19 protein-coding genes are annotated in these 26,225 nt (G+C 65.1%); 2 read left to right on the top strand and 17 right to left on the bottom strand.

What is annotated here, in order from left to right; all coding sequences use genetic code 11:
• Window positions 1-48 precede the first annotated feature (48 nt).
• The 5 genes from ACXI0U_RS21085 to msbA all read right to left on the bottom strand — a co-directional run bounded on the left by ACXI0U_RS21085 (window position 49) and on the right by msbA (window position 7,125).
• Entirely contained in the window at window positions 49-1,338 is a 1,290-nt protein-coding gene (locus ACXI0U_RS21085) for an acyl-CoA dehydrogenase family protein (protein ID WP_265169942.1), read from the bottom strand.
• 110 nt (window positions 1,339-1,448) lie between these two features.
• The gene (hldE, locus tag ACXI0U_RS21090) at window positions 1,449-2,870 is read right to left on the bottom strand and encodes a bifunctional D-glycero-beta-D-manno-heptose-7-phosphate kinase/D-glycero-beta-D-manno-heptose 1-phosphate adenylyltransferase HldE (RefSeq protein ID WP_374979138.1); all 1,422 of its coding nucleotides are present in this window, start codon (window positions 2,868-2,870) and stop codon (window positions 1,449-1,451) included.
• Between the two features lie 73 nt (window positions 2,871-2,943).
• Window positions 2,944-4,362, bottom strand: a complete 1,419-nt coding sequence (locus tag ACXI0U_RS21095) for a PIG-L deacetylase family protein (RefSeq protein WP_479550769.1) — start codon at window positions 4,360-4,362, stop codon at window positions 2,944-2,946.
• 4 nt (window positions 4,363-4,366) lie between these two features.
• Window positions 4,367-5,263: a GNAT family N-acetyltransferase gene (locus ACXI0U_RS21100; protein ID WP_479550770.1), complete on the bottom strand. Its 897-nt coding sequence runs from the start codon at window positions 5,261-5,263 to the stop codon at window positions 4,367-4,369.
• Between the two features lie 47 nt (window positions 5,264-5,310).
• Complete coding sequence (msbA, locus tag ACXI0U_RS21105) at window positions 5,311-7,125, bottom strand: lipid A export permease/ATP-binding protein MsbA (protein ID WP_184490576.1); 1,815 nt, start codon at window positions 7,123-7,125, stop codon at window positions 5,311-5,313.
• A 137-nt stretch (window positions 7,126-7,262) separates the two neighbouring features.
• Here msbA and ACXI0U_RS21110 point away from each other — a divergent pair, with 137 nt between their 5' ends.
• Complete coding sequence (locus ACXI0U_RS21110) at window positions 7,263-7,916, top strand: lipopolysaccharide kinase InaA family protein (RefSeq protein WP_479550771.1); 654 nt, start codon at window positions 7,263-7,265, stop codon at window positions 7,914-7,916.
• 26 nt (window positions 7,917-7,942) lie between these two features.
• Here the strand turns inward: ACXI0U_RS21110 and ACXI0U_RS21115 are convergent, their stop codons facing one another.
• From ACXI0U_RS21115 to glnE, 12 genes are all read right to left on the bottom strand, one after another.
• Entirely contained in the window at window positions 7,943-9,397 is a 1,455-nt protein-coding gene (locus ACXI0U_RS21115) for an ArnT family glycosyltransferase (protein WP_479550772.1), read from the bottom strand.
• Between the two features lie 59 nt (window positions 9,398-9,456).
• Window positions 9,457-10,374 (bottom strand): glycosyltransferase family 2 protein, encoded by a 918-nt coding sequence (locus ACXI0U_RS21120; protein ID WP_431482818.1) that lies wholly within the window; start codon window positions 10,372-10,374, stop codon window positions 9,457-9,459.
• On the bottom strand, window positions 10,358-12,115 hold the full coding sequence (locus ACXI0U_RS21125) for a carbamoyltransferase family protein (protein WP_021219804.1): 1,758 nt from the start codon (window positions 12,113-12,115) through the stop codon (window positions 10,358-10,360). Before ACXI0U_RS21125 ends, ACXI0U_RS21120 begins: the two co-directional genes overlap by 17 nt.
• A 99-nt stretch (window positions 12,116-12,214) precedes the next feature.
• Complete coding sequence (locus tag ACXI0U_RS21130) at window positions 12,215-13,666, bottom strand: lipopolysaccharide kinase InaA family protein (RefSeq protein ID WP_423727824.1); 1,452 nt, start codon at window positions 13,664-13,666, stop codon at window positions 12,215-12,217.
• Entirely contained in the window at window positions 13,663-14,418 is a 756-nt protein-coding gene (locus tag ACXI0U_RS21135) for a lipopolysaccharide kinase InaA family protein (RefSeq protein ID WP_423727823.1), read from the bottom strand. The genes ACXI0U_RS21130 and ACXI0U_RS21135 overlap by 4 nt, the downstream gene beginning before the upstream one ends.
• Window positions 14,415-15,152 carry a lipopolysaccharide kinase InaA family protein gene (locus ACXI0U_RS21140; protein WP_374979149.1) on the bottom strand — a complete coding sequence of 246 codons (738 nt, stop codon included), beginning with the start codon at window positions 15,150-15,152 and terminating at the stop codon, window positions 14,415-14,417. The genes ACXI0U_RS21135 and ACXI0U_RS21140 overlap by 4 nt, the downstream gene beginning before the upstream one ends.
• Window positions 15,149-15,964 carry a lipopolysaccharide core heptose(I) kinase RfaP gene (gene rfaP, locus ACXI0U_RS21145; RefSeq protein ID WP_431482820.1) on the bottom strand — a complete coding sequence of 272 codons (816 nt, stop codon included), beginning with the start codon at window positions 15,962-15,964 and terminating at the stop codon, window positions 15,149-15,151. The genes ACXI0U_RS21140 and rfaP overlap by 4 nt, the downstream gene beginning before the upstream one ends.
• Window positions 15,961-17,082 (bottom strand): glycosyltransferase family 4 protein, encoded by a 1,122-nt coding sequence (locus tag ACXI0U_RS21150; protein WP_431482821.1) that lies wholly within the window; start codon window positions 17,080-17,082, stop codon window positions 15,961-15,963. Before ACXI0U_RS21150 ends, rfaP begins: the two co-directional genes overlap by 4 nt.
• Complete coding sequence (waaC, locus tag ACXI0U_RS21155; protein WP_031287820.1) at window positions 17,082-18,143, bottom strand: lipopolysaccharide heptosyltransferase I; 1,062 nt, start codon at window positions 18,141-18,143, stop codon at window positions 17,082-17,084. Before waaC ends, ACXI0U_RS21150 begins: the two co-directional genes overlap by 1 nt.
• The gene (gene waaF, locus ACXI0U_RS21160; RefSeq protein ID WP_021219811.1) at window positions 18,140-19,177 is read right to left on the bottom strand and encodes a lipopolysaccharide heptosyltransferase II; all 1,038 of its coding nucleotides are present in this window, start codon (window positions 19,175-19,177) and stop codon (window positions 18,140-18,142) included. Before waaF ends, waaC begins: the two co-directional genes overlap by 4 nt.
• Before the next feature lie 94 nt (window positions 19,178-19,271).
• On the bottom strand, window positions 19,272-20,195 hold the full coding sequence (gene ilvE, locus ACXI0U_RS21165) for a branched-chain-amino-acid transaminase (RefSeq protein WP_021219812.1): 924 nt from the start codon (window positions 20,193-20,195) through the stop codon (window positions 19,272-19,274).
• Between the two features lie 187 nt (window positions 20,196-20,382).
• Window positions 20,383-23,331 carry a bifunctional [glutamate--ammonia ligase]-adenylyl-L-tyrosine phosphorylase/[glutamate--ammonia-ligase] adenylyltransferase gene (gene glnE, locus ACXI0U_RS21170; protein ID WP_374979152.1) on the bottom strand — a complete coding sequence of 983 codons (2,949 nt, stop codon included), beginning with the start codon at window positions 23,329-23,331 and terminating at the stop codon, window positions 20,383-20,385.
• Between the two features lie 237 nt (window positions 23,332-23,568).
• Between glnE and aceE the strand changes: the two genes are divergently transcribed.
• Window positions 23,569-26,214, top strand: a complete 2,646-nt coding sequence (aceE, locus tag ACXI0U_RS21175; RefSeq protein WP_021219814.1) for a pyruvate dehydrogenase (acetyl-transferring), homodimeric type — start codon at window positions 23,569-23,571, stop codon at window positions 26,212-26,214.
• The last annotated feature ends 11 nt before the right edge of the window (window positions 26,215-26,225 follow it).

A 26,225-nucleotide genomic window follows, 5' to 3' on the forward strand; every position in this document is an offset into this window, starting at 1 on the left:
AGGGCCGGCTATCGATCATGCGAGTCAGCACGCGATCGCAACCGGCTCTCACAGATGGAGGCCGCCGGCCATGATCGCCACAGCACGCAGGTCTCGGTACCAGCGCTCGGCCGGGTGCTCCTTGGTGAAACCATGGCCACCGAGCAGTTGCACCGCGTCGGTGCCGATCTTCATCGCCTTCTCGGCGCACAGCAGCCGCGCCAGGTAGGCCTCGCGCTGGAACGGCTCGCCGCGCTCGGCCCGGGCACAGGCACGCCAGACCATCATGCGCATGGCGTCGAGCTCGATGGCGATATCCGAGACCATGAAGGCGACGCCCTGGCGGTGGCTGATGGGCTCGCCGAAGGCGACGCGCTCGTTGCAGTAGGTGACCACGTAATCCAGCGCCGCCTGCCCGGTGCCCAGGGCCAGTGCACACCAGCCCAGGGTGGTGAGATCGAGGAAGCGCTGGTAGTCGAAATCGGCCGCAGCCAGGCGGTTCTCCAGCGGCACCTTGACGCCCTTGAGCTGCACCCGCGCAGTGGAGCAGGCCTTCAGGCCCATGCCGGGCTCAGCCTGGCGTTCCAGCCCCTTGGCACCGCCCTCCACGAGGAACAGCGCCGGGCCGTCTTCGGCCTCGGCCGCGACGATCAGCTGGCTGGCATTGAGCCCTTCGAGCACCAGACTCTTCTCACCGGACAGCTGGTAGTGCTTGCCCTTGCGCCGCGCCTTGGTGGCCAGGCGATGGGGATCGGCCAGCAACCCCGGCTCGCTGACGGCGATGGCCATCAGCGGCGGGCGCTCTTCGCCCACGAAGGCCGGCAGCCAGCGGGCCTGCTGTTCGGGCGAGGCGGAACGACGGATGCAGTTGGCGGCGGAAAGCGGCACCAGCAGGGAAGCGGCCAGGGACAGGTCGCCCTGCCCCAGGGCCTCGGCGATCAGCGCGTTGCTGATGACGGTACGTTCGCCAGCCATGCCGCCGTGCCCCTCACCCACGCCGTAGTGGGCAAGACCCAGCTCCAGCGCCTGGTTGAGCAGCTCGGCGGGGATGGCGCCACGGGCGTCGGCGTCATGGGCCGCCGGGCGCAGCACCTCCAGGGCGAAACCCTGGAGCATCTCGCGGATCATCTGCTGCTCGTCGGACAGGGACAGGTCGAACAGCGCATCCGGGTCGGCCGCACGCGGCTTCTTGGCGGCCTTGCCGGAACGCTCGGCGACCATCTGGAAGCCGGCACGGCTGCCGGTGTAGAGGAGTTTTTCGAAGGGTTTGCGCAGCTTGAACCGGTCCGGCCAGTCGGCCTGGGCAACGCGGTTCAGCACGGACAGGGCGCGTCCCTGTGCATCGGTACTCATGGGCATCTCGCTCCACGCGGGGTGAGGATGCCTCGATGATGCGCGCCGCGAATGGGCGCGCCTATGACCGTCGGGACGCGGGCGAGTGGCACGACGGCCACCCACCCGGGGGAGGATCAGCGGCTGCGGATCTTCTCGACGATGGCGGTGGTGGAGCTGTTCTCCACCAGGCCGAGCACGCGCACTTCGCCGCCGTAGGCCTTGACGATGTCGGCACCCACCACCTGCTCGATGCCGTAGTCGCCGCCCTTGACCAGGATGTCCGGCTTGACCTGGCCCAGCAGGCGCTCGGGGGTGTCTTCGCTGAAGCTCACCACCCAGTCGACGGCACCGAGGCCGGCGAGCACGGCCATGCGCCGGTCCACGGAGTTGATCGGCCGGCCGGGGCCCTTGAGGCGGCTGACCGAGGCGTCGTCGTTGACCGCCAGCACCAGGCGATCACCCTGGGCACGGGCCTGCTCGAGGTAGGTCACGTGGCCGGCATGGAGGATGTCGAAGCAGCCGTTGGTGAAGACGATCTTCTCGCCGTGGGCGCGGGCGTCCTCGATGGCCAGCAACAATTGGTCCAGGCTGAGCACACCGCGCTCGGAGCCCTGCTCGCGCTGCACGGCACGGCGCAGCTCGGGTGCGCTGATGGCGGCGGTACCCAGCTTGCCGACCACGATGCCGGCGGCCAGGTTGGCGAGGGCGACGGCCTGGGGCAGGTCCTCGCCGGCAGCCAGGCTGGCGGCCAGGGTGGAGATCACGGTGTCGCCAGCGCCGGTGACGTCGAACACCTCGCGAGCGCGGGCCGGCAGGTGCAGGGCGGGCTGGTCCGGGCGCAGCAGGGTCATGCCGTGTTCGCCACGGGTCACCAGCAGCGCGCCTAGGTCCAGCTCACGCATCAGCTGCGCGCCCTTGGCGACGAGGTCGGCCTCGTCGGTGCAACGCCCGACTATGGTTTCGAACTCGTTGAGATTGGGGGTGATCAGGCTGGCACCGCGGTAGATACCGAAGTCCTTGCCCTTGGGGTCGGCCAGCACCGGGATGCCCTTGCGACGGGCGGCCTGGATCAACGCCTGGTGGTTCTTCAGCGCGCCCTTGCCGTAGTCGGAGAGCACCAGCACCTTGACCCCGGAGAGCAGGCGCTCGACCTCGGCGGCCAGCGCTTCGGCATCGGTCTCGAAGGGCTCTTCGAAGTCCATGCGCAGCAGTTGCTGGTGGCGACTCATGACCCGCAGCTTGACGATGGTCGGTTGCGTGGCGATGCGCTGGAAACGCGCGTCGACGCCAGCCGCGCCGAGGCTGGCGAGCAGGCTGGCGGCGGCCTCGTCCTCACCGGTCACGCCCACCAGGGCAGCCGGCGCGCCGAGGGCGGCGATGTTCAGCGCCACGTTGGCGGCACCACCCGGGCGATCCTCGATCTGGTCGACACGTACCACAGGCACCGGCGCTTCAGGGGAAATACGCGAGGTGCCGCCATGCCAATAACGGTCGAGCATGACATCGCCCACCACCAGAACGGGGGCCAGATCGAAACGGGGCATGGTGAGCTTCATGAAGACTCCAGGAGCATGGAAAAACGGCGCGGATCATAACATAGCAGCTGACCCGCCCCGTCGCCGGAGGCCGTCAATCGGAAAGGCGTCTCACCCAGAAAAGCTCGTGGCGACGCACCGCCTTGCGGAAGAAGTCGTCCTCGCCACTCTCCGGCCAGCGCCGTGCGGCGAGCAGCCACTGGATGGTCCGACGCAAGCGCTTCTTGAACGACAGCGGCATCTGCAGGTCATGCTGCATGGCCAGCGCCTGGGCCTTGTCCAGGCGTGCCTGTTCACACAGCACGGGGCTCCACAGGGCATCCGCCGGCAGCGGATCGATGCAGGGCGGCAGGGCGATGCCGCCACCCGCCGGGCCCATGGGCCAGCGGTCGTTGTCCACCAGATGGTTGGCGTAGAGCAGTTGCACGGAGGGGGTCCAGCCACTCTGCTCGATGGCCTGGTCCAGGGCGCGACTGGCCTGGATATGGTCGGGGTGCGGATCGAGCTGCGGATGCGGCACCACCACCACGTCGGGCTGCAGGCGCGCCAGCAGGGCCGCCAGGTCGCCCACCAGGTTGCGCCAGCTCGATGCGCCGTCGAGGTCGCCGGGTAGGGCCAGGGCATTGAAGCGGCGCACGCTGCGGATATCCGTCTCGCCGGACTCCAGCGAGGCGAAGGCACGCTCCGGTTCAGCCTCCATGGCCTCCAGGCGCAGGCAGTAGTAGCCGAGTTGCAGGCAGCGGGTGGCCGGCACACCGCCCCAGAGCGGCACCGCCAGGCTGCTCCAGCTGCGCAGGCGGCCTTTCAGGCGCGCGGCAGCGGCGCTATCCAAACCCAGGCGGCGATACACCTGGGCCTCGATCTCGCCCTGGGTCAGGGTGACGATATGCACATCGCTGCAGCGGCTATAGAGGCCAAAGGCCGCCAGTTCGGCATCGTCCGCATGGGGCGCGATGACCAGCACCTTCTGCTTGGCGTAGTCGGGGTTGCTGAAGGCATAGAGCGAAGCACCGGGAGCCAGGCGGCAGAAGCGCCCGCGCAGACGCAAAGTCCCAGCGGCGAGCGCGGCCTGCGCCCCGGAAAGATTGAGGTAGCGGCGCCCATTCACCCCGCGCTCGAAATCCTGACGGTCGGTGCACTCACCGCAGTCGATCAGTACGTGGGGGTCCAGCCAGCGGCCAAGCCAGCCGCAGCGGATATTGACCTCCAGCATCAGGGTATCGACGCCCACCGGCAGTTCTCCGGCTGCCGCCTCGACGCGCCCGTCCACCAGGCGCACCGGCAGCGGTTCGACTCCTGTCGGAAAGCGATACTGGTAGTCGTCGCGCGGGGAGTAGAACAGGTGGTCGGCGAACCAGGCCTCGTGGGCTATCCAGCCGAGCACCAGAAGCACCGGTGTGGTGCTCCAGGAGCCGAACCAGTCCAGCGCCACCAACACCAGCAAGGCACCGAACATGAACAAACGCTTATGGCGCCGATGACGGCGCAGGAGCAGCTGCTTGCGTGTTTCCATTCACTCACACCCGAAAGACGGGAACCTTGTTGCACCAACGATCCTTGTATTCCACGTCCGCGCGCCCGAACGAATAACGCAGGGCCTTGCCTCTGGCCCGGGCATCTTCCCAGGCGGCCTGCGTATTGACGAAGCTGAGAACGCTGCCGGGGCTGAAGTCCCGGCTTTGTGGATCGACGCCGCCGTTGATGTATTCGGCGCTGATCCATTCTGGAGATTCCACCCTGTACACCACCTGAACGGCGATGGGCGCACCCTCCAGCATTAACAGGCTGCCGCTGAGGAACTCCCGAAGCAGCCCAAACACCTCTTCCAGACTCCCCTTGCCAGGCACATCGAACCCCCAGCGGCGCTCGAACAGGTCGGTATAGATGGCGGCCAGCTCGGCAGCGCTGAGTTCAGCGACCGGGCGCAAGGTGCCGCCCGCCTCTTCCAGCAACCGCAACTCACGGCGCTGGTTGTAGCGGAATTTCTTGGAAAACTCCTCGGGAGCACGGCACAGCGCCAGCGACTCTTTCTGCAGGCGCAAGCCTAGCAAGCTGTTGTGGTTGGGCTCACCCAGGTAGCTGCTGCGATGACGTAGGACGGCGCCGCTATCAGCACGTGCCGGCAGGATGACCTCGGCGTTACCGAGGTCAAACAGGTGGCGTTTGCCAGCACGCTTGAGCACGTCCCGCGACAGCGCGAGATAACGGCCCCAGGTGGGGATGGCCGCCACCGGCTCATCACCCTCGAACCAGCCGAGGTAGCGCACCGGGATACCAGCCATCGAGGAAAGCCGCTCCACCACATCCGGGTGGGTCATCAGGCTGCCGCCGAAACGCGCCCAGACGACGGCGTAGTCGGCGGCACTCAGGGAATGCCAGCCGCGCTCACGGCAGGCGCGTATCAGGTTCAGCACAGCCCGGTCCCTGGGAATGGAAACTTCATCTCAGACACATCGACGGCTCAACCGCGCTCCGCCGCCTGGACCTTGTCCTCGGCGAACTGGTTGGCATGCAGGCGCGCGTAGTAGCCATCCAGGGCGATCAGCTCGGCATGGTTGCCACGCTCGACGATACGGCCCTGGTCCATGACCAGGATCAGGTCGGCCTTCTCGATGGTGGAGAGGCGGTGGGCGATGACCAGGGTGGTGCGGCCATCCATAACGCGATCCAGCGCCTTCTGGATGTGGCGCTCGGATTCGTTGTCCAGTGCAGAGGTGGCTTCGTCCAGCACCAGTAGCGGCGCATTCTTAAGCAATGCACGGGCGATTGCCAGGCGCTGGCGCTGGCCACCGGACAGCAGCACGCCGTTCTCGCCGACGTCGGTGTCCAGGCCGTGAGGCAGCTTTTCGATGAACTCGCTGGCATAGGCCGCCTCGGCCGCCTGCTCGATATCCGCGCGCGGCGCACCGGCGAGGTCGCCATAGGCGATGTTGTTGGCCACCGAGTCGTTGAACAGGTTGACCTGCTGGGTGACCAAGGCGATATGCCGGCGCAGGTTGCGCAGACGGTAGTCCTGGACCTCGACACCGTCGAGGAGGATCTGCCCCTCGCTGTGCTGGTAGAAACGCGGGATCAGGTTGGCCAGCGTGGACTTGCCGCTGCCCGAGCGCCCCACCAGGGCGATCATTTGCCCCGGCTCGGCGGTGAAGCTGATGCTATCCAGAACGGCCTTCTCGGTACCGGGGTAGCGGAAGCTCAGGTCACGCACCTCCAGCCGGCCAACGACCCGCTCGCGCTCGACGGAACCGGTATCGGTCTCCGGCACCTCATCCAGCTGTTCGAAAATGCTTTCGGCACCCGCCACGCCCTTCTGCACCGTGGAGCTGACTTCCGACAGCTGACGGATGGGTTTGGGCAGCATGCCCGCCACGGTGATGTAGGCCACCAGCTCACCGGCCGACGCATCACCACGCAGGAACAACACGAGGAACATCAGCACGGCCATGGCGGAGAAGATCACCAGCTGCAGCATCGGCGTGTAGATGGCGCCGGTCTTGGTCATGCGCAACTGCTTGTCGGTGTTGCTCTGGCTGGCATCGAGGAAGCGCGCCTCCTCATAAGGTTCGCCACCGAAGCTGCGCACCACGCGATAACCCTGGATGGTCTCGGAGGCCACGTGGGTGACATCGCCCATGGCCACCTGGATCTTCTTGCTCTGCTTGCGGAACTTGCGACTGGCCGTGGTCACCATCAAGGCGATCAGTGGCAGGATCGCCACCATCACCAGGGTCAGCTTCCAGTTCATCCACAGCAGGTAGGCGAACAGGCAGACCACCGTCATGCCCTCTCGGATCACCACCTTGATAGCGTCGGTCGCCGCCCCCGTCACCATGGTGACGTTGAAGGTGATGCGCGAGATCAGGTGCCCGGAGTTGTGGTTGTCGAAATAGCGGTTGGGCAATACCAGCAGGTTGTTGAACAACGCAACGCGCAGGTCGTGCACCAGGCCGAGGGAAACCTTGGCCAGGTAGTAGTTGCCGAGGAACGAGCCAACACCCTGCCAGGCGGCGATCAGCACGATCAGCAGCGGCACCATCTGCAGCAACTGCAGGTCGCGCAACACCGGCACATTGGGGAACAGCACCACGCTCGGGTCGTTGAGACCATCGACAAAATACTGGAGGATCGCCCCCAGCATCGGCTGGGTGGTGGCGAAGATCACGAAGCCGACGATGCTCAGCACGAACTGCCAGATGTAAGGGCGGACGTAGCTCAGCAGCCGCAGGTAGATCTTCATGCTGGACGGCTGGGATTCCGTCAGTTGTTGCTCGGTCATTCGCTCAGCCTGGGGGTGGCAGAAAAGGCGCAGAGCTTACCACAGCGCGGGCTGCCTCTTCGGTGGGGATGCTTTAAGATGCGCCGCCTGCGGCCTGAATCGGCGCATTCCCACAGGTTTCAATTCAGAGCAGGACAATGAGATCGCTTGACGAGCACCAACTCGACTCACTTCTGAGTGATGCCACCACGATCGAGGCTGATGGGCACGGCGTGAAGGTGGCCAGCCTGGTAGACGGCGACTATCTGAAGCTGTTCCGCCGCAAGCGCCTGCTTTCGTCAGCGCTTTGGTCTCCCCAGGCTGGTCGCTTCCACAGCAATGCGGCGAAACTCGCGCGCATGGACATTCCCGTCCCACAGATCATCGATACCTTCAAGGTGCCATCTCGTTCGTTGAACGGAGTCATCTATCGGCCCTTGCCTGGGCAGACACTACGCAGCCATTGGCGAACCCTGGAGAAGGTCGAGCGTGAAGCGGAAGTCCGCAAATTCGGCGAGTTCCTCGGCCTGCTGCATGAGCAGGGCGTGTATTTCCGCTCACTTCATCTGGGCAACGTGCTGCTGCTTCCGGACATGAGTTTCGGCTTGATCGACTTCTCTGACATGCGCATCGCAACACGCGCCCTAAGCAGGGGTTTGCGCCGACGTAACCTGCAACACCTGCTGCGCTACGAAGAAGACCGGAAATGGCTTGCCCTGGAGCACCGTGCCGCACTTCTACAAGGCTACGCGACACGCTGCGGTAGCGAGGCCGCTGATCGCCTGGATCAGGGCATCCAGGCGCTGGTATAGCCTCGGCGCAGTTGAGCAGGGCTCGATCAACGAGCGGGCCCTAGTACCAGTACGGTCGCCTTCTTCTTGGCATTGGAGAACTGCGCCAGGAGCACCTTGCCGTTGGCCGCCAACCATTGCACGACCTCCGCGTCATCCGACTTGGCCTCAATGAGCAGGTAGGTGAATTTTCCACGACCGGCATCACCTAGCGCCTCTTCCTGCTCCAGAGCCCGAAGCTCGTAGCCTCGCCCGGCGTAGTAGCCGATGCGCGGATCCGAGTAGTAGACGGATGCATCTGGCTCGACATGCTCGGCCACCCAATGACCAGCTTCGATGTAGTGAGTCTTCTTGGGCGACAGGGAGATTACGTTGGCCAGCAACACAAGCACGGCCAGCACAGCCAGTCCCTTGCCGACCCTGGGGAAACGCTGCACGAACGCAAACACGCCAGCGATCACCAGCGGTACCGCCAGCCAATCGAGGAAACTTGCATAGCGCGAATTGATGAACAGTTGCTGGACGAAGAAGAACATCAGCACCAGCAGGTAGCAAAGCCAGGTCCAGGCAAAGAGATCGAATGTCTTCAGGCTAGACCTCACCCCACGCCACCCCGTACGGGTCAGGAAGGGAATGGTGAAAGGCCCGAGCAGCTTGGCGAAAGCCAGCAAAGTGACACCAAGCATGCCGAATACCAGTATCTTGCCGGCATCGTCTGCCGAGTACTTCATCAGCACGGTACTGGCAAGGCGGTCGCTGACTGCATTGAACTTGGAGAACACCTGCTGCGGATCGACCATAGCCAGGAAGTTCTCGATGCGGTCCAGATGCAGCATTCCTCGGAGTAGCAAGATCATCACGATGACCGCGCAAAGCGGCAAAGCCACCAACTTCACCATGCGCAACCAGCCATCACGGGTCCGCAATCCAGGCACCAGCCACAGAACCAGAGCGGGCATCAGCAGGACAGCCTCGAAGCGGAACAGTGCCGCCAGCACCACGGACACCTGGATACCCAGCGCCCCCAACCAGCCGCCTCGATCCTGCCAGCGCATAGCGCACCAAAGCGTCAGTACGCTGAAGAACCAGAAGCCGAACTCTCGGAGTATCTCGCCGCGGAAGGCATTGAACGCCGGCATTGCCAGCACCACCAGGCAGGCCCAGAAGCCGGAGCCAGGCAGGCGACGGACCACCATATCCACCATCAGGGCACAGGCCCCGGCCATGAACAGCGCACACCAGAGATACGCGACAGTCTCCAGACCAATACCGGTAAGAGCATGGCTGATAGCGATGAGCACAGGGAACCAGGGCCAGTCGAAGCGGCTGAATGCGCTAGCCAGATCCTGATCGAGGAAATGCTGGGATATATCGAGGTAGAAGGCCGCATCCTTGCCGATAACCGGCTGGAAGTACATGGCCAGTCCGGACAGCAACAGACTTATAACGAAGGTCCATTGCGCGGCGGATAAACGGTTCAACTGAAGCATGAAGCCTTGCATGTCCTCTCCCAAAGGATAAAAAGTAGCGGTGTTTGGGTAGGTAGAGTTCGCTTGGGCTATTAGCCTCTGAACATCAGGCGAAGTGCTTTACGGGTATAGGAAAGATTGAATAAAACTTTCCAGTTCGTCCGCACGGCCTCGCGGTAGTAACGCTTAGCGGCCCCCACGTCGCCAACTGCCATGAAGGTTCGGAACAGGGAGAGGCAGCGCTGCGCAGTATATTCGCGGCGAAGATCATGCAACTCACCCGGCAAACGCGGTGAATCGAACATTTCCTCTACCAGCTTCAACCCTACGGCATGGGCATGCTGAACATTGTGCCGCAGGCTGTCGTCGTGCTTATGGATCAGGGCGACTGGGCGCTCGAGAACAGTGCAAGGATAGCGAGCCAGAACTTGAGCAAAAACGGGAATATCTTCCGAGTTACGGAACTGCTCAGGGTAGTTTCCTAGCCTGAAGACTTCCCGGTGCATGGCACACGCGCCGTTGGAAATGGAGATCGTCTTGTCCAGCAGGTAGCCGCGAACCCGCGCCCTTGCCCCTTCAGGCAGCACCCTGGGCGTATGCAGGCTCTTTCTGCCATCCGGGAAGACCGACCAATGTGCGCCAATGACGAGGCGGCTCTCGGGATGCGCCTCGATATGCGATACGAGGGCCTCTATACCATCCGACGCCATCTCATCATCCGCATCCAGAAACACCAGATAGGTGCCGAGTGCCTCGACAATCCCCAGATTCCTGACCGACGCAAGACCACCGTTCGGCTTACGAATCGATCTGAAACACCCTGGATACTTGGCCTGCAATTCGTCCACGATCTGCGGCGTCGAGTCAGTCGAGCCATCGTCGATCACCAACAACTCTGCAGAGGCGCCCTCAAGCTGCGGCAGAACCGACAACACGGCCCGCGACAGCGTCTTCGCATAGTTATAAGCGGGAATAACGACGCTTATCAGCGGACTATCCGACATTGTCATACCAATCCACGCCATCCTTGACGACCAACACATCTTCCATGATCAGGTACTGCAGATCGGAGCCGTAGAACATGTTCAGCGCGTCGGTGGGTGAGCAGATCATCGGCTCGCCGCGACGGTTGAGGGAGGTGTTCAGGGAGACGCCGTTGCCGGTGAGGTTCTCCAGCTCCTTCATCAGGTCGTACCAGCGCGGGTTGTGGCGGCGTTCCAGCACCTGGGCGCGGGAAGTGCCGTCCTCGTGCACCACTTCGGAGACGCGCTCCTTCCACTCGTCATTGACCTCGAAGGTGAAGGTCATGAACGGGCTCGGGTGGTCGACCTTGAGCATTTGCGATGCCACGGTGTCGAGCATCGACGGGCAGAAGGGCCTCCAGCGCTCGCGGAACTTGATCTGTTCGTTGATGCGGTCGGCGACGCCGGGGATGCTCGGGCAGCCGATGATGGAGCGACCGCCCAGGGCGCGGGGGCCGAACTCCATGCGGCCCTGGAACCAGGCCACCGGGTTGCCGGCGACCATGATGCTGGCGATGCGCTGCGGGGTGTTTTCGATGCGCTTGAACACCGGCTTGTTCGGGTGTTTGGCGCAGGCGGCGATGACGTCCTCGTTGGAGAAGGCCGGGCCGAGGTAGACGTGCTCCATCTTCTCCACCGGCACGCCGCGCTTGTGCGAGATGTAGGCGGCGGCACCAACGGCGGTGCCGGCGTCACCGGAGGCGGGCTGCACGAACAGCTCCTTCACGTCCGGGCGGGCGATGATCTTCTGGTTCAGCTTGACGTTCAGCGCGCAGCCGCCGGCGAAGGCGATCTTGCCGGTCTCGCGGAGGATGTCGCCGAGGTAGTACTCCATCATCTCCAGCGCCAGCTTCTCGAACAGGGCCTGCATGCTGGCGGCGTAGTGGATGTAGGGGTCGTCGGCGATGTCGCCCTGGCGTTTCGGGCCGAGCCACTCGATCAGCTTTGGCGAGAAGTAGTAGCCCTTGCCGTTTTCCTTGTAGCGACGGAAGCCGATGACGTTGGCGTATTCGGTGTTGATCACCAGCTCGCCGTTCTCGAACTTGGCCAGGCGCGAGAAATCGTACTTGGCGGCGTCACCATAGGGCGCCATGCCCATGACCTTGAACTCGCCGTCGAGCATCTCGAAACCGAGGTACTCGGTGATCGCGCCATAGAGGCCGCCCAGGGAATCCGGGTCGAAGAATTCCTTGATCTTGTGGATCTTGCCATTCTCGCCCCAGCCGAAGAAGGTGGTGGCGTACTCGCCCTTGCCGTCAATCCCGAGGATCGCGGTCTTCTCCTTGAAGCCGGAGCAGTGGTAGGCGCTGGAGGCGTGGGCCAGGTGGTGCTCCACCGGTTCGATCTTGACTTTCTTGGCGTCGAAGCCCAGTTGCTCCAGGCACCAGACGATCTTGTTGCGGTAGCGCTTGTAGCGGCGGTTGCCCATGAGGATCGCGTCGAGGGCGCGGTCCGGGGCGTACCAGTAGCGCTTGGCGTACTGCCAGCGGGCCTTGCCAAACAGGCTGATGGGGGCGAAGGGAATGGCCACCACATCGACGTCGGAAGGCTTGATGCCGGCCTGCTCCAGGCAGAACTTGGCCGATTCGTAAGGCATGCGGTTCTTCGCGTGCTTGTCGCGCACGAAGCGCTCTTCTTCGGCGGCCGCGATCAGCTTGCCGTCGATGTAGAGCGCGGCGGAGGGATCATGGCTGAGGGCGCCAGAAAGGCCAAGAATCGTCAGTGCCACAGTGTTAAGCCTCTTGAAAGCAGCTGGCAGCCTGAAACGGGAAGCACGAGGCGCCAGCGGTCATATGGTTCACGGCCCAGGGGGCTGTTTCTTCCAGCTTCAAGCACCCGGCTTGAAGCTGTCTTTCGGTAAACGTCGGTCCAGCAACTGGTGCAACGCCGAATCGGCGGGCCAGTTGCGCAGGAAGCGGGCACGGTCGCGGGCGTAGGCCCGGGCGAAACTGCGCTCGCTTCGGTGTTGCTGCACGGCATCCAGATCGATGAGGCACCAGGCGCCGTTCTGCCAGAACAGGTTGTGTCCCTTGAGGTCGCCATGGCTGATGCGCTCACGGATCAGCGCGGCGAACAAGCGGTCCAGCGCCTGCAGATCGGCTTCGGCCGGCAAGCCATTGCCTTGCGGATCGGCCTGGGCTTCCTGAAAACGGGCGATTATATCGTGCCCGGGCAGATATTCGGTAATCAGGTAGGCGCGGCTGCGCAGCCAGCACCAGCGGCGCTCGATCATGGCCAGGGGCTGCGGGGTGGCGATGCCGAGGAAGGCCAGGCGATTGCCCTCCTTCCAGCTGTGCCAGGCACGGCTGGGGCGCCAAAAGCGCTTCAGCCAGTGCAGCGGGCCCTTGATGTTGTAGCGCTTGAGCAGCAATTGCCGCCCGCCGGCTTCCACCTGCGCCACCGTGGCGGTGCCACCGCCCTTGAGCAGACGACCGGCGGCGAGCGCCGCGTCGGGGTCGTCCAGCAACGGCGACAGGGCATCCAGCGCATCACGCCGGGCGGCGCGGAAACCGAAGGCCGAGCCGACCACGCTGAACAGGCTGCAATCACGGCCGACCTTGGCGAGGAAGTCGCGCAGGCGCCAGCGGCGTACCCGGGCGATCTCCTTCTGCAACATCTCCAGCGGCAACGCGTGCTCGCCGTTGGCCAGCAGGTAGTGCACCAGCAACTCTTCGAGGAAAGGATCGAGGTCCGCCGGCAGCTGGGCGAAGAACACGCCGAGATTGGCCAGCACCTTGTCCCGCGCCAGGCTCTGCCCGGGGGATTCGCCGCGTACGCCACCACCGTCGATCAGCTGCAGTGCGCCTTGGTGGCGAAGGATGTTGTCCAGATGCAGGTCTTCCTGGACCAGCCCCTTGCCATGCAATTGCCCGATCAGGGCCAGCGCCTCACCCAGCACGGCCTGCTGGCCATCGGAGAGCGGCGCCTCGGCTTCCACCGCGCGCCACTCGTCCCACAGGCTGCTGGCGCCTTCCAGGTAGTCGAACAGCAGCCAGCCGCCCTGCCCCGCAGCAAAGCCTTCGGCCAGCAGCGCCGGCGTCGGCAACCCCTGCTGGGCGAGCAGTTTTGCGCCGGCCAACTCCCGCTGGTAATGACGCTCGGCCTTGGCGCCGACCATCAGCTTGGCCAGCACCTCGCGGCCCTGCCAGCGGGCGAGGCCGACATAACGCTGCCCGGGCAGCACGCGGAACAGGCGGACCAGCTCCAGGCCATCCGCAGCGTCCACGGCCAACGGCAGGTTCGGTGCGCGCCCGGCGCCGGCAAGTTCGGCCAGCTTCAAGCGCGACGCTCCTTGTTGCGGCGACGCGCGCCGAGGCGTCGGACCCAGGTATCGATATCGCTGCTGGAGTGCTCGGCGCCCAGGTAGGCCACCAGCAATTCGCGGAGCTCGCTTTCGCCCCAGGCGTTGGCACGGCGCACCAGCGGCTCCAGGTCCTTGACCCGGTCACGACGCCCCAGCAGCAGCGGGCGGGTCTTCTCCAGGTCGATCAGGCAGCTTTCGTAGTGGCCGCCTCTTTCGCGCAGGAAGATGTGCTTGGGGTAGAAGCAGCCATGCACCTGGCCGGCCGCGTGCAACCGTTGGGCGAGCGCGCCGACGGCGAGGATGATCGCCGCGCGCGGCTCCTCGCCCAGGCTGGACCAGCGCTCCAGCAGCTCGGCCAGTTCGGTCCAGCCGTCCAGGGCACGGGTAAGCAGGATGGCGCGGCGCTCACCGTGCACCTCTCGCTCGGCGAAGAAGGCCGCGCGCAAGGCCGGGACCTCCAGCACCTGGTAACGCTGGATATTGCGGAATTCGCGGGCGAAGGTGGGCTCGCCGAACGGGCGCGCCAAGCTGCGACTGAGGTAGTTGCTTTGCCGCTTGAGGTAATAGGCAGCGTCCCCCAGGTCGAGGCGGAACACGCTGCTCCAGCCGCCACGGCCGGTATTGGGGGCGTCCACCGCCTCGAGCTGCAGGTTCCACAGCGCCTCGAAGTTGTCGAGGCCATGACGGGCCAGGATGTCGCGGTCACTGGCGGCGATGAAGTCGCTCATTCGCGTCCCTCGAAGAAGCCGATGATCTGCCTGATACGCCGCTTGTCGCTGACGTTCAGGCGCTGGCGCCCGCGGTACTGCAGGTAGAAACGCAGGCGCTGGGTGCGGCTCAGCTGGTACTTGGCCACCTTGTCCAGGCAGGCCAGGTCCTTGGTGATGCGGCGCCGCAGGAAGGGGCCGAACCAGAAGGCGCCGGTGGGGCAATCGATGAGGAACAGCTCGCCCTCGTCGTTGACCAGCAGGTTGCGCCACTTCAGGTCGTTATGGGCGAAGTGGTGGTCGTGCATGGCGCGAGTGGCGCGGGCCAGCTGGCGGCTGACGCCATCCACCCAGGCCGCATCGTCCAGGCGCGGGTCGTCACGCAGGGCCAGCGCCGCCATATCGGCGGTGCGCTCCAGCTCACGGGTGATCAGCGCGCCACGGTGGAAAAGCCCGCAGCGCCGCTCCAGGCCCCAGCCCACCAGCGGTGCCGTGGGGATGCCCCACTTGCTGAAGCTCTTGAGGTTCTGCCATTCGGCCTTGACCCGCGGTCGGCCGATCCAGCGGCGCAGGCCCTTGCCCGCCCCCCAGTAGCGTTTGACGTAGTAGCGGATGCCCGCATGCTCGATCCGCAGCACTTCGGAAAGCGGGTCACCGGTGATCCAGTCGCCCTTGAGGGCGAACACCGCATCGAGGTCGGCGAACAGGCCGGCGACGCCTTCGTCGAGTCCGGGCGCCAGTTTCCAATCGCTCAATCCGCTGCTCCTTCCACGTACTTGCGCTGGTAGCGCACCAGCAGGCGCGCAGCCTTCTGTTCCATCCAGGCCAGCAGAGCGATCTCTTCGCGCAGCACCTGGCGCAGCGGTTGCTGGAAATAGACCTGGAGGAAGCGCAGCTTGTCGTGGCGGGTCAGGCCGATGTTCAACGCCGAGAAGTACAGGGCCGCCAGGTCCTTGTCGCGCCAGCGGCGCGGCGTGCTCGCGCGCACCTGGGCGCGGTGCAGGTCGATCACCGAGAGGCGGAAGTCCCCGGGCGTGACCGGCTTGTCGGTGTGCAGGAGGAAGTGGCAGATGTAGCAATCACGATGATTGACGCCCGCGCGGTGCATCTCGCGCACCATGCGCGCCACCTCGTCGATCAGCGCGCGTTTGAGCTTCAGCGGCGGCGGGTTCTGCTGCCAGTCGAGGCTGAAGTCTTCCAGGCTGACGGTCGGCGCCAGCTCTTCGGTGACGATGAAGGAGTGCTGCTGCGCGGGGTTGCCCCCCCGCTCGCCGAAGGCCACCGCGGTCATGGTCGGCACCCCCACCTGCTGCAGGCGCTGGATGGCGGCCCACTCCAGGCCGGCGCCAAGCACCGGCGCCTTGGCGGTGATCAGGTTCTTGAAGATCTCGCCCCAGCCGATGCCACGGTGGATCTTGACGAAGTAGCCGCGCCCGTCGACCTCGGTGCGCAGGGTGCGCCGGGCCTCCAGTTCACGGAAGACCTCGCCCTGCAGCTTCTCGACCTCGGCGAAGGCGTCGCGCCCCGCCCACAGGTCCTTGAAGGGCTGTTCCAGCATCAGCTTCATGGGCGCGCCTGCAAGATCACGTCGGCCGCGCGCTGCGGCATGCTGTAGAGGTCCGCCGCAGCGGCGAAGGCCAGGCCATTGCGGGCCCATTCGTTGCGGGCGTTATCGTTGTCGAGCATGTCGGCCAGCATGCGGTTCAGCTGCTCCTGTTCGAAGGGGCTCGGCACCACGCGGCCTGCCCTGGCCTCGTCGATGTAGTGGGCGTAGCCGCAGACGTCGGTCACCAGCACCGGCAGCCCGGCGACCAGCGCCTCCAGCAGCACGGTCCCGGTGTTTTCGTTGTAGGCGGGGTGGATCAGCAGGTCGGCGCCCAGCAGGAAGCGCGGGATGTCGCTGCGCCCCTTGAGGATTTCGACCTGGTCGGAAATGCCCAGCGTCTTCATCTGCAGGATGAAGGGCTTGGGGTCGTCCTGGCCGATGACGATCAGCCGCGTGCGTTTCTTCAGCGCCTTGGGCAGCGCGGCCAGTGCGCGCAGGCTGCGGTCCAGGCCCTTGGTCTTGAAGCCGGAGCCGATCTGCACCAGCAGCAGCTCGTCGTCCGCCAGCCTGAACTCGCGGCGGAACTCGGCGCGGATCTCGGCGGCGTTGGCCGGGGCGCGGCGGTCGGCGGCGATGCCCGGCGGCAGCAGGTGGAAGCGCTCGGCCGGCGTGGCGTAGTGCTTCACGAACAGCGGCTGCTGGACCTCGGAGATCATCAGCACCTCGGTTTTCGACTCAGGTGCGAACACGGCCCGCTCGTAGTCGGCGAAGTGCTTGTAGCGGCCCCACTTGCGGTACAGGCCGTTGCGCAGGGTCTGCGCCTTGTCCTCGAAGCAAGGGTCGGCGGCGTAGTACACGTCCAGGCCGGGCATCTTGTTGAAGCCGATCACCCGGTCCACCGGGCGCTTGGCCAGATCGGCCTCGACCCAGGCGGTGAATTTCTCGTTGCGCTTGTGGTTGAACAGCGCCTTGACCGGCGCGATCAGCACCTCGAAACCGTCCGGGATGTCGCCTTCCCAGATCATGGTGTAGACGCGGATGGCGTGCCCACGGAGCTGGCAATCCTGGGCGATGCGCATGAAGTCGCGCTGCAGGCCGCCGAACGGGAAGTACTTGTAGAGCACGAATGCCAGTTGCATCAGTGAGTGTCCTCGGTCAGCAGCAGGGCCTCCAGCTGGGTGGCCACGCGCTGCGGATTCAGCCGGGTGAAGCACAGGGGCTGCTCGCGTTTCAGGTCGAAGCGGCGCTTGTCTTCCTCGGTCGGCTGGTAGGTGCAGGTCTTCTTCAGGCAGGGCGCACAGGGGAAGTCGCTGCCCAGGTGCACCTGCGAACGGCCGTAGGCACCGGTGAAGCCGGGGTTGGTCGGCCCGTAGAGCGACAGGGTCGGGACGTCCAGCGCCGCTGCCAGATGGCCCAGGCCGGTGTCGACCGCCACGCAGGCACGGGCGCCCGCCAACACCTTGGCCATGCCGGCCAGGGATAATTTGGGGAGCACTGCGGCGTTTTCCAAGCCCTCGGCGATGCGCTCGGCCCGCGCCTTCTCGTTCGGGTTGCCCCAGGGCAGGCGCAGGTTCCAGCCGTGCTCGCAGACCCGCTCGGCCAGGTCACGCCAGTAGGCTTCCGGCCAGTGCTTGGTGTCCCAGGTGGTGCCATGCAGGAACAGCAGGTAAGGCGCGCTGCCCGGTGCATCGGCCAGCTGCGAACGGCTGAGCCCGTAGTCGCCGGTGGTGGTCGGCAGCGGGTAGTCCAGCGCCTTGGCGAACAACTGGCGTACACGCTCGACGGCGTGCTGCCCCCAGGCCACGGAGTGGGCCTGGTCGTAGAAGCGCGCGGCGATGGGTTCGCGGGCGGACTCGCGGTCCAGCCCGGCCACGGGCGCCTTGGCGTAACGGGTCAGCCAGGCACTCTTGAACAACCCCTGGGCATCGATGATCAGGTCGTAACGGGTCTCGCGCAGGCGCGCCTTGAAGCGCTTCCACTCGCCACTGCGGATGGTCTGCATCAGGTTCTTGCGCCAGCGGCGGATGGCCACCGGGATGACCTGCGCCACCGCCGGGTGCCAGGCGGGAATCTCGGCGAACCCCTCCTCCACCACCCAGTCGAACTGGATGCCGGGGATGGCCCGGGCGGCATCGGTGAGCGCCGGCAGCGTGTGGATCACATCACCCAGGGACGAGGTCTTGACCAGCAAAACCCTCATTCAGCGACCTCGGCCGGATCGGCCACCAGGCGCCCCAGGGCATCCATCACCGGGCGCGGCTTGAGCTGGCGCAGGCAGTTGTAGTGGCCGAAGCGGCAGGTGCGGTCGAAGCAGGGGCTGCATTCCAGGCCCAGGCGCACCACTTCCACCTGTTCCGCCAGGGGCGGGGTGAACAGCGGCGAGGTGGAGCCGTATACGGCCACCAGCGGGCGGTTCAGCGCAGCGGCCACGTGCATCAGGCCGGAGTCGTTGGAGACCACGGCGCCGGAGCAGGACATCAGGTCGATGGCCTCGGCCAGGCTGGTCTGCCCGGCGAGGTTGATCACCTCTTCGCGCAGGCCCGGGATCAGGCGCATGCGGATGTCTTCGCCACCGGGATGGTCGTTCTTCGAGCCGAACAGCCAGACCTGCCAACCGTCGCGGACCTTCAGCTCGGCGACCTTGGCGTAGTGCTCGGCCGGCCAGCGCTTGGCCTCGCCGAACTCGGCGCCGGGGCACAGGGCGAGGATGGGGCGGTCGAGGCTGAGACCGAACTTGGCCAGGGCCGCGTCGCGGCTCGCCGGTTCGATGTTCAGGGTCGGCCGCGGATAGGGCTGCGGCAGCTCGGCGCCGGGCTCGTAGGCCAGGGCCATGAAGCGCTCGATCATCAGCGGGTAGCGGGACTTGTCCAGCTTGCGGATGTCGTTGAGCAGGCCGTAGCGCATCTCGCCCTTCCAGCCCGTGCGCTTGGGGATGCCCGCGAAGAAGGGCACCAGCGCGGACTTCAGCGAGTTGGGCAGGAGGATCGCCTGGTCATAACGACCGGCGAGGGACTTGCCGATGCGGCGGCGCGTGGCCAATTCCAGCACGCCGTGGCCGAGCGGAAAGCTCAGGGCCTGGCGCACTTCGGGCATGCGCTCGAGGATGGGCCGGCTCCACTCGGGTGCCAGGACGTCGATCTGGCAGTCGCCATGGCGGGCCTTCAGGCACTGGAAGAGTGTCTGCGCCATCACCATGTCGCCCACCCAGGAGGGGCCAACGATCAGAATATTCATAAAGGCAGCTTCGGGGCCTCAAGCGACAAGCCGCAAGCTTCAAGCAGTACCCACTGCTTGCGGCTTGCGGCTTGCACTTTGCAGCCTTGTCTATTTATTTGACCAGGGTGCGCCACTCGGCGTGCGCGGCGGTCTTGCCGGTCACCAGGTCGAAGTAGGCCTTCTGCAGCTTCTCGGTCACCGGACCACGGCTGCCGATGCCGATCTTGCGGCCGTCGACTTCGCGAATCGGGGTGACTTCAGCGGCGGTGCCGGTGAAGAAGGCTTCGTCGGCGATGTACACCTCGTCACGGGTGATGCGCTTCTCGACCAGCTTCAGGCCCTGCTCTTCGGCCAGGCGCAGCACGGTGTTGCGGGTGATGCCGTTGAGGCAGGCGGTCACTTCGGGGGTGTAGAGCACACCGTCCTTGATGATGAAGATGTTCTCGCCGGAACCCTCGGCCACGTAGCCTTCCGGGTCCAGCATCATGGCCTCGTCGGCGCCGCCGGAAATGGCTTCCTGCAGGGCCAGCATCGAGTTGATGTAGGCACCGTTGGACTTGGCGCGGGTCATGGAGATGTTCACGTGGTGGCGGGTGAAGGAACTGGTGCGCACCTTGATGCCCTTCTGCAGCGCCTCCTCGCCCATGTACGCGCCCCAGTTCCAGGCGGCGACGATGACGTGGACCTTCAGGCCGGTGGCACGCAGGCCCATGCCTTCACTTCCGTAGAACACCATCGGGCGGATGTAGGCGCTTTCGAGGTTGTTCTCACGCACGGCGGCGCGGGTGGCCTCGTTGATCTGGTCCTTGGTCCACGGGATCTGCATGTTCATGATGTGAGCGGAGTCGAACAGGCGGTCGGTGTGTGCCTGCAGGCGGAAGATCGCCGTGCCGTCCGGGGTGTTGTAGGCGCGCACGCCTTCGAACACGCCCATCCCGTAGTGCAGGGTATGGGTCAGTACGTGAGTGGTCGCTTCGCGCCACGGCACCAGTTCGCCGTCATACCAGATCACGCCATCACGATCGGCCATCGACATATTTGCCAGCTCCTCAAGGATTCGATTGATTCAGCTCGGCGAGTTAGCAGGCTGCTGAAAAACTAACTGCGTTGCCGCTACGGCGTTGAATACGCCCTCAAAATGCTCATTTACCACACGTAAACTGCGCTTTTTCGGCCGTTTTCGCCTTGTATCGGCTGCCTCGTCTACGTTCTTCAACGGCCTGTTAGCTCAAGCCCAACTCACGCCAGATCCGCATCACGCCTTGGCGCTCCGCGTGGAACTGGTCACCACTCACTACGCCCGGCTGCTTCTGCAACGCCTGCCGGTGGGCGGCGGAGCGATAGGCCTTGTAGGCCTCCTGCAGCAGGCTGACCGCTTCACCGGACAGCAACCCGACCTGCTCGAGGCCGTCGAGAATGCGGATGTTATCGGTGTAGCGCACCAGCTCCGGGTGCTGTCGCGACCAGGCAAGGGCCGCATATTGCACCATAAATTCGATATCGACGATACCGCCGGCGTCCTGCTTCAGATCGAAGGGAGCGGTGGTTTCGAAGGCGTTCGCAGCGGTTCCCGCCGCGGTCTCGCGCGTTCCCAGGGTGGTGCGCATCTTCGCCCGCATCTCGCTGACCTCCTGGCGCAGGGTGTCCAGCTCGCGCTCGCGGCCGAGCACCGCCAGGCGCACCGCCTCGAAGGCCGTCGCCACGCGCTTGCAGCCCACCAGCACGCGGGCACGCACCAGCGCCTGGTGTTCCCAGGTCCAGGCCTCGTTCTCCTGGTAGCGCTGGAAGGCGCCCAGGGAGCTCACCAGCAGGCCCGCCGCGCCCGAGGGGCGCAGGCGCATGTCCACCTCGTAGAGCGAGCCGGAGGTGGTCTGGGTGGTGAGCAGGTGGATGATGCGCTGACCCAGGCGGGTGAAGAACTGGGCGCCGTCTATGGGCTTGGCACCGTCGGTCTCAGCCTGCGGGTCGCCGTCATGGATGAACACCAGATCGAGGTCGGAACCGTGGCCGAACTCCAGGCCACCCACCTTGCCGTAGCCGACGATGATGAAATCCGGGTCGCAGCCGCTGCCGTCGGCCCGCCGCGGCACACCGTGGCGGGCCACGGTATGCCGCCAGGCCAGGGCCAGCACCTGGTCGAGAATGGCCTCGGCCAGCCAGGTCAGGTAGTCGCTGACCTTCATCAGCGGCAGGGTGCCGGCGATTTCGGAAGCCGCCACCCGCAGGCTGTGGGCCAGCTTGAAGTGGCGCAGGGCCTCCATCTGCTGCTCGAGGTCGTCCTCGGGGATACGGGTCAGCCGCTCGCGCAGCTCGGCCGCCAGCTCGGGCGCCAGCGGCGGGTGGTAGAGGCGGCCCTCGTTGAGCAACTCGTCCAGCAACAGCGGATAGCGAGCGATCTGCTCGGCGATCCAGGGGCTGGCGGCGCAGAGGGTGATCAGGCGCTCCAGGGCACCAGGGTTCTCGCTGAGCAGCACCAGGTAGGCCGAGCGCCGGGCCACTTTCTCCACCAGCGGCAGCACGCGCTCCAGCACCAGATCAGGGTTGGCGTGTTCGCTGGCCATGGTCAGCAGGCGCGGAATGAAGGCGTCCATACGCTCGCGACCGAGGCGCTGCATGGCACGCAGCTGCGGGCCGTTACGCAGGTCGATCAGGCGCTTCATGGCCGCCAGCGGGTCGAGGAAGCCGGATTCGCTCAGTTGCCGGCAGGCGCTCTCTTCATCCAGGGCATCTTCCCACAGCGGCAGCCACTCGCCGCCGATGCAGGCGTCCTGCGGGCCGGCGTCCTCGTCTTCGTCCGGGTCGGCGATGACCTGGTGGAAGTGCCACTCGACACGGCCGCGCCAGTACATCAATCGCTCATGGAAGGCCGCCCAGTCATCGAAGCCCATGATGAAGGCGACGCGAGCACGATCCAGGTCGTTGTCCGGCAGCATCTGCGTCTGCCGGTCGGCAATGGCCTGCAGGGCGTGCTCGGTATAGCGCAGGAAGGCATAGCCATCGCGCAGCTCGGCCACCACGGCCGGCGGCAGGTAGCCCTGCCCTTCCAGAGTGGCCAGCACCTTGAGCAGCGGGCGTTGCTGCAGGCTCAGGTCGCGCCCGCCGTGAATGAGCTGGAAGGCCTGGGCGATGAACTCCACCTCGCGGATGCCGCCGGAGCCGAGCTTGACGTTCTCGGTCATGCCCTTGCGGCGCACTTCCTGCTGGATCAGCTGCTTCATCGAGCGCAGCGCCTCGATGGCCGAGAAGTCCAGGTAGCGGCGATAGACGAAGGGCCGCAGCATCTCCAGCAACTGCGCGCCGGCCTGCTGGTCACCACCGACCACCCGCGCCTTGATCATCGCGTAGCGTTCCCAGTCGCGCCCCTGGTCCTGGTAGTACTGCTCCAGCGCATTGAAGCTGAGCACCAGCCCGCCGGACGAGCCGTAGGGGCGCAGGCGCATGTCGACGCGGAAGACGAAGCCGTCGACGGTGATGGCGTCCAGCGCCTTGATCAGCTTCTGGCCGAGACGGATGAAGAACTCCTGGTTGTCCAGGGCGCGCTTGGCACCCTCGGTCTCGCCGCCTTCCGGGTAGCCGAAGATCAGGTCGATGTCCGAGGACAGGTTCAGTTCGTGGGCGCCCAGCTTGCCCATGCCGAGGATGACCATGTGCTGCGGCAGCCCGGAACGGCGCCCGGTGGGGGTGCCGAACTGCGCGCAATGGCGCTCGTAGAGCCAGTGGTAGGCGCGGTCGATGCAAGCGTCGGCGAGATCGGAAAGGTCGCGGCAGGTTTCCGCGAGGTCCGCCTGGCGGGTCAGGTCGCGCCAGATGATGCGCACCTGCTGGCGGTTGCGAAAGCGCCTCAGGCGGCGCGCCAGCTCATCTTCACTCTCGCACTCAGCAAGAACTGAATCCAATTGTGTACACAATTCATTGGATTTAAGTGTACATTCCAGCTCGCCCGATTCCGCCAGCTGCATGAGCATCGCCGGATCGCGCTGCGCCTGCTCGGCCACGAAGTCACTGGCTGCGCACACCCGCTGGAATGCCTGCTGCCGTTCGTCGGGCCAGCCCTCGAACACCCGCCGCGGAGATTCCGGCAGGCCCTCCCCAGCGGAGGTGAAAGCCTGGCGCGCACGGTCGGCGAGCGATTGCAATTGCGGGGGAAGGGCGACAAGCGGGGGCAGGCTCATGGTCTATCCTGTGATCGGCGTACGCCGGGCCTGTGGTTGCTGGCCTTGCACCGCCCATCTGTAGTTTTACTACGAAAGATTGTGTCCAGAGTGCTGAAACGGCCGTCGAAATGTAGTAAAACTACACAAGGCCGGTTCGACCCCCGGTAAATCCAAGAATTAGCTTCTGCCCGCCCAAAAGGCTGGCAGTGAACATAGGCGTCCGATTCTGGAAGCCTTTCCGCCCTGGAGCAAGCCATGCAAGACCTCGATCCCGTCGAAACCCAGGAATGGCTGGACGCCCTGGAATCGGTTCTCGACAAAGAAGGCGAAGACCGCGCGCATTACCTGATGACCCGTATGGGTGAACTCGCTACCCGTAGCGGTTCGCAGCTTCCCTATGCCATCACCACGCCCTATCGCAACACGATCCCCGTCACCCACGAAGCACGCATGCCTGGCGACCTGTTCATGGAACGCCGCATTCGCTCGCTGGTACGCTGGAACGCGCTGGCCATGGTCATGCGCACCAACCTGAAGGACTCCGACCTGGGCGGTCACATCTCCAGCTTCGCGTCCTCGGCGACCCTCTACGACATCGGCTTCAACTACTTCTTCCAGGCCCCGACCGACGAACACGGCGGCGACCTGATCTACTTCCAGGGCCACGCCTCCCCCGGTGTCTACGCCCGCGCCTTCATGGAAGGCCGCATCACCGAAGACCAGATGAACAACTTCCGCCAGGAAGTCGATGGCAACGGCCTGTCGTCCTACCCGCACCCCTGGCTGATGCCGGACTTCTGGCAGTTCCCCACCGTATCCATGGGCCTCGGCCCGATCCAGGCGATCTACCAGGCACGCTTCATGAAGTACCTGGAAAGCCGCGGCTTCATCCCCGCCGGCAAGCAGAAGGTCTGGTGCTTCATGGGCGACGGCGAGTGCGACGAGCCGGAATCCCTCGGCGCCATCTCCCTGGCCGGCCGCGAGAAGCTCGACAACCTGATCTTCGTCATCAACTGCAACCTGCAGCGCCTCGACGGCCCGGTTCGCGGCAACGGCAAGATCATCCAGGAACTCGAAGGCGTGTTTCGTGGCGCCCAGTGGAACGTCAACAAGGTCATCTGGGGTCGCTTCTGGGACCCGCTGCTGGCCAAGGACGTCGACGGCATCCTGCAGCGCCGCATGGACGAAGTCATCGACGGCGAGTACCAGAACTACAAGGCCAAGGACGGCGCGTTCGTCCGTGAGCACTTCTTCAACACCCCCGAGCTCAAGGCGATGGTCGCCGACCTCTCCGACGACGAGATCTGGAAGCTCAACCGTGGTGGCCACGACCCGTACAAGGTCTATGCGGCCTACCACCAGGCGGTCAACCACAAGGACCAGCCCACCGTTATCCTGGCCAAGACCATCAAGGGCTATGGCACCGGTGCCGGCGAAGCGAAGAACACCGCGCACAACACCAAGAAGGTCGATGTCGACAGCCTGAAGTCGTTCCGCGACCGCTTCGACATCCCGGTGAAGGATGACGAGCTGGAAAACCTGCCCTTCTTCAAACCCGAGGAAGGCAGCGCCGAAGCCCGTTACCTGAGCGAGCGCCGTGCCGCACTGGGTGGCTTCGTGCCCCAGCGTCGCGCCAAGAGCTTCAGCATCCCGACCCCGCCGCTGGATACCCTCAAGGCCATCCTCGACGGCTCCGGCGACCGTGAAATCTCCACCACCATGGCCTTCGTGCGGATCCTCTCGCAGCTGGTCAAGGACAAGGAAATCGGCCAGCGCATCGTCCCCATCATCCCGGACGAAGCCCGTACCTTCGGTATGGAAGGCATGTTCCGCCAACTGGGCATCTACTCCTCCGTCGGCCAGCTCTACGAGCCCGTCGACAAGGATCAGGTGATGTTCTACCGCGAGGACAAGAAGGGCCAGATCCTCGAGGAAGGCATCAACGAAGCGGGCGCCATGAGCTCCTTCATCGCCGCCGGTACCTCGTACTCCAGCCACAACCAGCCGATGCTGCCGTTCTACATCTTCTATTCGATGTTCGGCTTCCAGCGTATCGGCGACCTGGCCTGGGCCGCTGGCGACAGCCGTACCCGTGGCTTCCTGATCGGCGGCACCGCCGGCCGCACCACGCTCAACGGCGAAGGCCTGCAGCACGAGGACGGCCACAGCCACATGCTGGCCGGCACCATCCCCAACTGCCGCACCTTCGACCCCACCTATGGCTATGAGCTCGCGGTGATCATCCGCGAAGGCATGCGCCAGATGACCGAAGAGCAGCAGGATGTCTTCTACTACATCACCGTGATGAACGAGGCCTACACCCAGCCCGCCATGCCGGCCGGTGTCGAGGAAGGCATCATCAAGGGAATGTACCTGCTCGAAGAGGACAAGAAGGAAGCCGCGCACCACGTGCAGCTGCTGGGCTCGGGCACCATCCTGCGCGAAGTCCGCGAAGCGGCGAAGATCCTCCGCGACGAGTTCAACGTCGGCGCCGATGTCTGGAGCGTCACCAGCTTCAACGAACTGCGCCGCGATGGCCTGGCCATCGAGCGCCACAACCGCCTGCACCCGGGCCAGAAGCCCAAGTCGACCTACGTCGAGCAGTGCCTGAATGGCCGCAAGGGTCCGGTCGTGGCCTCCACCGACTACATGAAGCTGTTCGCCGAACAGATTCGTCAGTGGGTGCCGAGCAAGGAATTCAAGGTCCTGGGTACCGACGGCTTCGGCCGCAGCGACAGCCGCAAGAAGCTGCGCCACTTCTTCGAAGTGGACCGCTACTGGGTTGTCCTGGCGGCACTGGAAGCCCTCGCGGATCGCGGCGACATCGAACCGAAAGTGGTGGCCGAGGCCATCGCCAAGTTCGGCATCGACCCCGATAAGCGCAACCCCCTGGACTGCTGAGGAGACGCATT

Source organism: Pseudomonas sp. C9D1, from assembly GCF_056491235.1.

Coding starts and splice junctions, on each gene's coding strand:
- ACXI0U_RS21085 (WP_265169942.1), bottom strand. CDS start 1,338: ATGCCCATGAGTACCGATGCACAGGGACGCGCCCTGTCCGTGCTGAAC.
- hldE (WP_374979138.1), bottom strand. CDS start 2,870: ATGAAGCTCACCATGCCCCGTTTCGATCTGGCCCCCGTTCTGGTGGTG.
- ACXI0U_RS21095 (WP_479550769.1), bottom strand. CDS start 4,362: ATGGAAACACGCAAGCAGCTGCTCCTGCGCCGTCATCGGCGCCATAAG.
- msbA (WP_184490576.1), bottom strand. CDS start 7,125: ATGACCGAGCAACAACTGACGGAATCCCAGCCGTCCAGCATGAAGATC.
- ACXI0U_RS21110 (WP_479550771.1), top strand. CDS start 7,263: ATGAGATCGCTTGACGAGCACCAACTCGACTCACTTCTGAGTGATGCC.
- ACXI0U_RS21115 (WP_479550772.1), bottom strand. CDS start 9,397: ATGCAAGGCTTCATGCTTCAGTTGAACCGTTTATCCGCCGCGCAATGG.
- ACXI0U_RS21120 (WP_431482818.1), bottom strand. CDS start 10,374: ATGACAATGTCGGATAGTCCGCTGATAAGCGTCGTTATTCCCGCTTAT.
- ACXI0U_RS21135 (WP_423727823.1), bottom strand. CDS start 14,418: ATGAGCGACTTCATCGCCGCCAGTGACCGCGACATCCTGGCCCGTCAT.
- rfaP (WP_431482820.1), bottom strand. CDS start 15,964: ATGAAGCTGATGCTGGAACAGCCCTTCAAGGACCTGTGGGCGGGGCGC.
- ACXI0U_RS21150 (WP_431482821.1), bottom strand. CDS start 17,082: ATGCAACTGGCATTCGTGCTCTACAAGTACTTCCCGTTCGGCGGCCTG.
- waaC (WP_031287820.1), bottom strand. CDS start 18,143: ATGAGGGTTTTGCTGGTCAAGACCTCGTCCCTGGGTGATGTGATCCAC.
- waaF (WP_021219811.1), bottom strand. CDS start 19,177: ATGAATATTCTGATCGTTGGCCCCTCCTGGGTGGGCGACATGGTGATG.
- ilvE (WP_021219812.1), bottom strand. CDS start 20,195: ATGTCGATGGCCGATCGTGATGGCGTGATCTGGTATGACGGCGAACTG.
- glnE (WP_374979152.1), bottom strand. CDS start 23,331: ATGAGCCTGCCCCCGCTTGTCGCCCTTCCCCCGCAATTGCAATCGCTC.
- aceE (WP_021219814.1), top strand. CDS start 23,569: ATGCAAGACCTCGATCCCGTCGAAACCCAGGAATGGCTGGACGCCCTG.